5 protein-coding genes are annotated in these 10,043 nt (G+C 43.4%); all 5 read left to right on the forward strand.

Going from position 1 to position 10,043, the window contains the following annotated elements; all coding sequences use genetic code 11:
* The first annotated feature begins 340 nt into the window (after positions 1-340).
* Positions 341-2,053, forward strand: coding sequence for a ShlB/FhaC/HecB family hemolysin secretion/activation protein (locus ICN49_RS11390; RefSeq protein WP_216168191.1), 1,713 nt, complete (start codon positions 341-343; stop codon positions 2,051-2,053).
* Positions 2,050-7,443, forward strand: coding sequence for a beta strand repeat-containing protein (locus ICN49_RS11395; RefSeq protein ID WP_216168192.1), 5,394 nt, complete (start codon positions 2,050-2,052; stop codon positions 7,441-7,443). Before ICN49_RS11390 ends, ICN49_RS11395 begins: the two co-directional genes overlap by 4 nt.
* Before the next feature lie 512 nt (positions 7,444-7,955).
* On the forward strand, positions 7,956-8,816 hold the full coding sequence (locus ICN49_RS11400) for a hypothetical protein (RefSeq protein WP_216168193.1): 861 nt from the start codon (positions 7,956-7,958) through the stop codon (positions 8,814-8,816).
* 36 nt (positions 8,817-8,852) lie between these two features.
* Entirely contained in the window at positions 8,853-9,473 is a 621-nt protein-coding gene (locus ICN49_RS11405; protein WP_216168194.1) for an HD-GYP domain-containing protein, read from the forward strand.
* Positions 9,474-9,783: 310 nt separating this feature from the next.
* The coding region (gene traT / locus ICN49_RS11410) for a complement resistance protein TraT (protein ID WP_216168195.1) at positions 9,784-10,043 on the forward strand (260 nt) is incomplete at its 3' end.

Consider the following 10,043-nt stretch of genomic DNA (forward strand, 5'->3'; position numbering starts at 1 on the left):
TTATGTCTGCTTCTGAGCGCACTTCAGCTGTTCAGATTGGGCTATTTTGAGGTTTCTGACGGGCAGAGAACGGCCATTAAGCGCCTGAAATAACGTCCAACTGAATCAATTTTAATTTACAACACTAGTTTTTTATAGGTTCACAACTATAAGTTGTTCATTTAACTAAATATCTAGTTACATTGGAAAAACTCTATTCAAGGCTATAAATTTTTCGTAATTTTATGCCCTTGATATCTTTCAAGACTGATGGAGTAATCAATCCCTACCTGCGCTCAAAGCTGTAGTTAGCTACGGTGGGTCACCCAATAAACAATGGTTTCATATTTTTATTAGCACTATGTTAGTTACTTTCCAAACCTCACGAGATCGGGTTCGATTCTGTTTGGTGCTCGGCTGCGCTTTGATAGCCATCTCCTCTGCCCAGGCCCAAGTGCCGAGTGCGGGATCATTTCAGCAAAATATCGACCAAGAGTTGCGTCAGAATCCTTTGCCGCAAAAGGTTACCCCTAAGTTAATTCCTGAGCCTGAAAAAAAGGCAACTGGCGGCATTGCTTTTGTACTTAAGACTATTCAGTTCACTGGAAACACCGTACTTTCAAATTCTCAGATTGAATCACTTATTGAGCCTTATCTTAATAAGTCGATTGATTTTGGTCAGTTACAGGTATTGGCTTCTGCGATTGAAGCCGCCTATCGTAATTCTGGTGGTATTGCTCGGGTAGTCATTCCACCTCAAGATATTAATAATGGCGTTTTAACAATTCAGATTGAGGAATCGATATTTGGTATCACCAAGATTGAAGGCGCTATTACACGTGTAAAGCCTCAGCAGATAATTGACATCATGAACGCTGCGCAAACTAGCGGTCAGTTAGTAGAGGTATCACACTTAGATCGAGGCATTTTGTTGTCGGATGACTTGCCTGGCGTGACTGTTGGCGGCGTTTTGGCTCAAGGCTCAACAGCACTGACTACCGATCTCATTGCCAGAGTAGCTGATGAGCCATTGGTCTTTGGAAATGCCCAGGCCGATAATACGGGACCCACTTCCATAGGGGCATACCGCGTCTTAGGAAACCTCGGAATGAATAGTCCTCTAGGTGTGGGCGATTTATTGTTGGCAACCTACTTATATTCTGAGGGAAGTAACTATGGCCGTTTAAGTTACACCGTGCCAGTAGGTAGCGATGGTTTGCGAGTCGGTGTTAACGGATCGACGATGGCCTATCGATTGATCTCTTCACAATTTGTAGCACTTGGTGCTACTGGTACTTCTTCTACTGGTGGAGTAGAGGCTAATTACCCAATCATTCGTTCTCGTTCTGCTAATTTATATGCTGGTGCCAATGCGGACTATCGTCAATTTAGCAATAGCAATGCTCAACAAGGGCTCATTAATCAGTATTCAGTCATGGATTACTCCATTGGCTTGTTTGGCAACTCCTTTGATGCCATTGGTGGGTCCGGTTCAAATAACGGCAGCCTTGTGATTACCAGTGGTAATACGAATCTTGCAGGATCCCCTAATCAGGCCAGTGTGGCAGCAGCCAATAATGCCCAAGGTGGCTTTACCAAGATTCGCTACAGCGCTAACCGCAACCAATTGATTGTTGGTGGTTTGAGTCTATATGGCAGTGTGAGTGGCCAAGCGACTAATGCCAATTTAGATTCATCAGAAATGTTTTACCTGGGTGGCGCCTATGGGGTGAGGGCTTACCCCACGAATGAAGGCGCGGGTAGCCAAGGTCAATTAGCTACTGTTGAGTTACGTCAAGCGCTTCCACAGAACGTCAATGCCGCCATCTTTTATGACTACGGTCATGTACAGGTATATCCCAACAATAACTACGCTGGTGCCAGCGCTATTAATAGTTATGCCATGAAGGGTGCCGGTTTATCTCTGGGCTGGAAACCGGCCTCAAATATCGATTTAAAAACTATTTGGGCAAAACGTATTGGGGCTAATCCCAATCCCACCTATACGGGCACCTATCAAGACGGCACCAATGGAAGTAGTCAATTTTGGTTTATGGCGAGCATTGCATTTTGAAGATCAATAAATATAAACAGTCATTAAGTGGATCGGCGTTCATATCGCTATTTGTATCTTCTGTGTATGCAGCCCCTCCGGCGCCTACACAGTTGCCTACAGGCTCTGCGGTTGTTGGCGGTGCAGCGACGGTTAGCCAAGCTGGTGCGGTCATGCAGATCAACCAAGCTACTCCTAGAGCGGCAATTAACTGGCAGACTTTTAACGTAGGCTCTGCTGCGACAGTCAATATTACTCAGCCTAATGCTTCCAGCGTTCTTTTAAATCGGGTTCTGGATACTAATGCCAGTCAAATCTTTGGCAAGGTAAATGCCAATGGACAGGTTTTCTTAGTGAATCCTAACGGGGTTTACTTTGCTCCTAGTGCAAGTGTGAACGTAGGTTCATTCTTGGCCACTACAGCCAATATCAGTACTGCTGACTTTATGGCAGGTTTAAGCACTTTTTCTACTGGTGGTGCTACTGGTTCAATCATCAATGATGGTAATTTAACGGCTGCTTTGGGTGGCTATATTGCCCTTTTAGCTCCCTCCGTGATTAATAACGGGATTGTGATTGCTCAGATGGGAACGGTAGCTCTTGCTGCTGGTAACGTTTACGAGCTTCAGTTTGCTGGCAACACACTCTCTAATGTTCAAGTATCTGCTTCTGCTGTGGATGCTTTTGTATCCAACGGTAACGCGATTTATGCGCCTGGTGGCTTGATTATTCTGTCTGCTCAGGCAGCACACCAAATTCAAGGTGGGGTGATCGGCAATACAGGTGTTCTAGATGCAACAGGAATGACAAATAGTGGTGGCGTGATTCGCTTAACCGCTTCTTCAACGATCAATGCAGGCGGTGTCATTAAGGCTGATGCCGCACCAAACAGCGTAGGTAATGGCGGTACAGTTGACATCATCGCTGATTTAACAAACTCCGTTAGCAAAACCAATGTTACTGGCACGATTACTGCTAAAGGTGGTGATTTAGGTGGTAATGGCGGACTAATTGATACTTCAGCTTCCCATGTCAATGTAGCGGATAGCGCAGTAGTAAATACTTTAGCTCCTAAAGGGGATGCTGGTACTTGGACGCTAGATCCAGACGGATTTACCATTTCAGCTACTGGCGATATGACTGGTGCTGCAGTTACTACTGCGTTGAATGGCGGTAACTTTACTATCTTATCCACGAGTGGATCAGGCGCGGATGGTAATGTAAATGTAAACGACAATATCAGCTGGGCATCCCATCTACTCACGTTAAATGCGACCAATAGCGTAAATGTGAACGCTCAGATGTCGGTATCCGGTGCTGGAAGTTTAACAATTAATACTGGCACAGGCTCAGTATTGAATCCTACTGTTGGCCTTAATTTTGGTCTAAATAATGGTGGTTTTATTGGGTCTGTTAACTTTGCCCAATCAGGTACTAATTTACTCACGATTAACAACAAGGCTTACACCATTATTAACGATGTAAACACTCTAGAGACAATTAACGGTGCTTTAATCTTAAATTACGCATTAGGCTCAAACATTGATGCCAGTGCTACTGCAACTTGGAATCCCCAGGGTGGCGGGTACAACGGTTTCGTCCCAATTGGTTCTGTTGCTGGATCTTTCGTTGGTAATTTTGAAGGTCTTGGTCATACCGTTAGCAACCTAACCATTACTCCACAGACAAATTCAACTCCTAGCCAAGCATTTATTGGAAATACTGGCGCAGCAACTAATACCATCGAAAACATTGGCATCATTGGCGGTACCTTTGGCATCCCCGGAACTATTTATCCTGGTGCTGATACTGGTGCGCTCTTGGGTAATGGCGCTAGTGCAATTGTTAGAAATGCTTATTCAACTGGCGGTGTCGCTACTGGTGGCGCTGGTACAGGTGGCTTAATTGGTACAGACAATACTGGTTTTGTCTACAACGCTTTTTCAACCAATCAAGTTAGAGGTGACGCTAGTACAGGCGGACTTGTTGGCACGATGACATCAAGTAGCATCATTAATGCTCATGCTACTGGTAATGTCAACGTAGGATATGCTGGCGGCGCTGGTGACGGCGGCTTAGTCGGCACAATTACTTCTGGTAATGTAACCAATGCCTACGCTACTGGAAGCGTTCATGGTGGTGCTGGTACTGGTGGTTTGATCGGTAGTGGCACTACGGGTAATGTTACTAATGTTTATGCCACGGGTAATGTGGCTGGGGCTGCCAATACGGCCGGACTAGTCGGCTCAATTACCTCAGGTGCAATTACTCATGCCTATGCTTTAGGGAATGTAACTGGCGCGGCAACTTCAGACAGCTTTGGCTTGGCAGCAAATCGAAGTGACTTCTATGCGATGGGAACTTTTAATGGTACGGCAACGGTACTTAGCTACACCACCCAACCTGCTCTGAGTGCCTACTTTGCACCTGCAGCTAATGGCAATGGTCCTTACTTGATTGGCTTATCAGTCCCTATTTTGGTGACTCCAAATAGCTTGACTCAGGTATATAACGGTTCAGCTTTGATTCTGGGTGCAGAAACATCGACTTATTCCGCCCCTGTAGCTGGTAATAACGGTACGCTGGTTTACTCTGCGGGCTCAGGCTCACAACTCAATGTGGGCACCACTGCAATTATTGCGTCAGGGCTTTATAACAGCCAGCAATACACTTTTAGCTATGCTCCTGCTGCTTTCACAGTGACTCCTGCGACTTTACTGGTAACAGCAAATACAGCAACTAAGGTTTATGGCGCAGCGCTACCAGTTCTGACTGATACGATTACTGGCTATGTAAATAGTGAGACTGGTTCGGTTGTTTCTGGTGCAGCTGCTAATGCAACAACTGCATTGATTAGCTCAAATGTAGGATCGTATTCAATCATCCCAACTCTAGGGACACTCTCTGCTAGTAACTATGTATTTACTTATGCAAATGGTAGCTTAGGCATTACCCAAGCTGCTTTATCCGCGACTACTAATAATGCAATCTCAGTTTATGGCTCTGCCGTAGTAGCAAATTCAACCACTTTTACTGGTTTTGTAAATGGCGATAGCCAGTCTGTTGTTAATTCTTCTAATCTTACTCAAACTAGTGTTCTCGCTGGTGCAAATGCTGGTTTAAGCACAATTAACACCACTGGTTATACCGCTCAAAACTATGCAATTACTTCAGTTGCAGGGCAGTACACAGTAAGCAAAGCTTCCTTAACTGCGACTGCTGCTGATGCAACTAAAGTGTATGGTGATGCTAATCAAGTTCTGACAGTCGGTTTGACTGGCTTTGTGAACGGCGATACAGCATTGAGCGCTGGTGGCTTGACTGCTTCTACTGCTAATAGCACCGCTACTGCATTAACTTCAGTTGGCACTTCAGCGATTACGGTTACGGCTGGTACTGCAAACAACTACAACATTACGCCAGTAGCAGGTGTTTTAACAACCAATGCGGCTACTTTGACTGTAACTGCCAATAACGCGACTAAGGTTTACGGTGCAGCCACTCCAGCTTTGAGCAATACGATTACAGGCTTTAAAAACGGACAAGATGCTTCAGTCGTAACAGGAACAGCTACTCCAACAACAACGACTACAGTAGCCAGCGGAGTTGGTAGCTCAGTATTGGTTGCTACTCCAGGCAACTTAGCTTCTGGCAACTATGTGTTTACTTACGCTAACGGTACTTTGACAGTAACCAAAGCTGCTTTAACAATCAAAACCGACGACTCTACTGCGGTGTATGGATCTGCATTACCCGCCTTTTCTAATACCGTAACTGGTCTGGTTAATGGCGATACGGTCTCAGGCACAGCTACTTACGCTACTACTGCCGTACAAGGTAGCAATGCTGGTAATTACGCCGTAACAACTGCTAACTTAACTGCCAGCGCTAATTACACAGTATCTTTTGTAGCTGGCAATCTCACAATTACTCCTGCTGGCATTACAGTTCTTAGCATCAATAACACCGTGGTTGCTGGTAAAACATACGATGGCAATAATTCGGCTACCTTGAGTGGTGGTCAGATGATTGGTGTTCTGGGTACTGATAATGTCATTCTTGTTCAGTCAGGTACTTTTAACAACGTCAATGTCGGCACACAATCTGTAACCGTAGCTGATACTTTGACAGGTGCTCAAGCAGGTAACTACACGATTACTCAACCAACTGGCGTAACAGGTGTTATTAGTGCGGCTACTTTGACAGTAACGGCTGGGAATAGCTCCAAGACTTATGGTGTAACGGCTGATTTGAATACTGCAAACTTTACTTCCAACGGCTTAGTTAATGGTGAGCAAATTAGTAATGTGGCCGTAGTAAGCGCCGGAACAGTTAATACAGCTTCAGTTGCTGCTTATGGTGTAACCGCCAGCAATCCAACTGGTAGCGGTGCTTTTTTAGCATCAAACTACAACACAACTTTTGTGGACGGCTCTTTGGCAGTTACTCCAGCTACCTTAACTGTTAAGGCGAACGATGCCACTAAGGTTTACGGTGCAGCTACTCCAGCTTTGAGCAATACGATTACAGGCTTTAAAAACGGACAAGATGCTTCAGTAGTAACAGGGAAAGCTACACTAACTTCAGTCGCCACGACCACAAGTAATGTGGGCTCAGTCGCCATCTTATCTACTTCTGGAAACTTGGCTTCGGGCAACTACACTTTTGTCTATGTGAATGGTTCTTTAACGATCACTCCAGCGGCTTTAACTGTGACTGTTGATAATTCATCTAAGGTATATGGTGCTGGCCTACCGGTCTTTACAGGCTCAGTGAGTGGTTTAGTGGCTGGTGGCACTACACCAACAGCATCTTACTCATCTACAGCTACTTCAGCTAGTGATGTGGGCAACTACTCAATCAACGCTAATTTAACCGCAGATGCCAACTACTCTGTATCCGTAGTTGCAGGGCAGTTAACGGTTACTAAAGCAACTTTGACCGCAACGGGTAACGATGCCTCTAAAGTCTTTGGTACCACTAACCCAGCTTTGTCAGTTAGCTTAGTAGGGTTTGTAAATGGCGATACAGCAAGTACAACTGCTGGCCTGACAGCTTCTACAGCCAATAGCACTGCAACAACTTCAACACCAGTAGGCACTTCAGCAATAGCAGTAGCCGCTGGCACTGCAAACAACTACAACATTACTACTGTGGATGGAGTTTTAATGATTACTTCTTCTCCTATGATTGTTCCGGTGGTTATCCCTCCTGTTCAGGTCAAGGTTCCTGTAGCGCCATTCAATAATCAATCCTCAAGAATAATTATTCTTGAGGCAACATCCCCGCAAGACTATTCTAAAGAGGCGGTTTCCGGTGGTGGAGTATCTCGCGATGACAATGATTTAGCGCTGCTGACACTTCCTAAAATTAAATTTAATAGCTTGGACGATAAGGAAAAGGCTCTATAAAGGGATGCCCCTAATAAGGAGTAGTCCTTGAGCCCAATTAGCCCACTGTAAAAATATAGTCGCTTACTATTTTTCCCAAAGCACTCTTCGGATTGCTTTAAATTAATTATTGGGAATAGATGGAGCAATGTCCAACATATTTAAAAAGATTAAAACGAAGGGCATTCTAGTGGGCACAAAAAAAGATGAAAGTGAAATAAGGCAGCGGCGATACAAGCTAATTTGACTATAGCTATATTTTTTTGACCTATTTGAGCTGGAACCATTGAAAATTTCCAATAAAACTACCTCAAATCGGAATATAGGCATGAATTAAGAGATTTATTCGTGTCTTATCCAGCATTTGATTTGCATCCCTAAGAACTATAGTTACTTTTTGATATGGATCAAATTCAACTCTAATCAATTTACTTTATGGCATGACGTAAATCAGACATTACTTTTACAGTATAAATAACGAGCACCTTTTTTCGGAGAAATAACATTGTATTCAGCCCGCTTTAGGGGGATTTATGCCTAATCGGCATAAAACTACCCAGCGTTTTGCAGCCGCATTTAATGCTAGCTTATATAAAAAATATAAAACTGCCCCATCAAATGTTTTCATTGCAACACAATTTAATCTCAGAGCTCACGGAACATCTACTGTTAGTACAGAAACAGTCAGAAAGTGGTCAAAAGGTTTGGCTTACCCATCGGCAAGTCATTTAACTGCCATAGTTGATTGGCTAGAGTTAAACCCTAATGATTTCCTTGTGGATCTGATGGCCAAACATCAAATTTCCCCGCTGTCTGAAGGGGTTGGAAAAAATGATGCCAATCTCAATATTATTTCGTCTCAACAAATATTAGACTCGCTTAAATTGGAAATTGCTGTTGTAGCCTCTAGTGGGATTATTGTTCAAGTTAATAAAGCTTGGATTAAGTTTTTTACTGAGAACTCCATAAATCGGGTTGCGGAAACTTTCCTGGGGAAGAACTACTTGACAGTGTGTGATCATACTTTAGGCAGTGAGGATTTAAATGCTAACGATATGGGCTCTGGTATTCGTAAAGTGCTACGTGGCGACTTGAAAGAGTTTACCCTTAAATATGCTTGCCATTCCCCCCAGCAGAAACGTTGGTTTATTGGGAGAGTATCCCCTATATCTCATAACAGTAGAATTTATGCAGTCGTTAGTCATCAGGTTATTTCTGGGGAGAATAGTCGTAAAGCAAAACTCCTCTTTGAAGGTGAAGAGAAAGCCAAACGGGCAGGAGAGCTCGTGATTGCTAATGAAGACAAAGCAGCGCGTGCTGCTGAACTAGTGATTGCCAATACAGAACTCCTCTTTGAAGGTGAAGAGAAAGCCAAACGGGCAGGAGAGCTCTAGGCAAGTATTAAAAATATATCCCTAACCGAAGATCTAATGCTTTCCTGCCTAAAGGCGCTCTCGCTAGCACGGGATAATGAAACGGGGAACCATGTCATTAGAACCCAGCATTATGTGAAGGTTATCGCTACTCAGTTATTAGTAATGGGTAAATATTCAGATGAAATCACTGAGAAAAAGATTGACTTACTCTTTAGGGCGGCACCACTACACGATATTGGTAAGATAGGAATTCCAGATTCCATATTGCTAAAATCCCACAAGTTAGATGAGGAGGAGTGGGCCACAATGAAGACTCACACCACTATAGGTGAATCTGTTCTATCTGCCTCTAATTTGAAATTTGAGTATAAGAAAACAGTAATTAGTACAGCCATTGAGATCGCTGGTGGGCATCATGAAAATTGGGATGGTACAGGCTATCCTCGTGGCCTAGTAGGGAATGCCATTCCGCTGGCTGCCCGAATTATGTCGATTGCTGATGTATACGATGCCTTAATTAGTAAGCGGGTCTATAAAGAGCAATGGACTCACGATCAGGCAGTTCAAGAGATCATTTCCATGCGCGGCACTAAGTTTGATCCGGTAATTGTTGATGCCTTTATTGCAGCACTGGATAGTATTCATGAAATTGCTCAACAGTATCATGATGCTTAGGCACTGCTAATTGTTCGCTTCTGATCGAATTGAATGAATAGAAAGCCTTTGGCTTTAACAGCTCAATCTGGTCAATAATGGGCATGCAGGAGGCTATCTAAAAAGTTTCTTAGTTACCCAAAGCAGGAATTATTTTTTTATTCCGTTAATCATATTTCTCAGTCTTTTTCGTAGACTACTCATTATCTCTATTTTTATATTATGGTTTCACAACTCTGAGTTGTGAAACCATATTGATTCATAAGTTAAATTTGCCATTGAGCTGACCATTGGAGTAGCTTATTAAGATTTACCTAGGAAAAAGAGAAAAATGTTTTTAATTAAAAGATTGATGAAGGGATCTATTTGTGTATTTGTAGCGGCAAATATTTTTGGATGTGCTGCTACAACCACCGCAATCAGTAAACGTAATTTAGATGTTCAAACTAAGATGTCAGATACGATCTTTTTAGATCCGGTCTCGCCAAAGAATAAGACCATATTCGTTCAAATGAGAAATGGTACCGACCAGGCCAGTTTAGATATTGCCGCAGGTGTTAAGCAAGCAATTGTTGCCAAGGGTTACATCCT

Source organism: Polynucleobacter finlandensis (assembly GCF_018881755.1).
GTDB classification, from domain to species: domain Bacteria; phylum Pseudomonadota; class Gammaproteobacteria; order Burkholderiales; family Burkholderiaceae; genus Polynucleobacter; species Polynucleobacter finlandensis.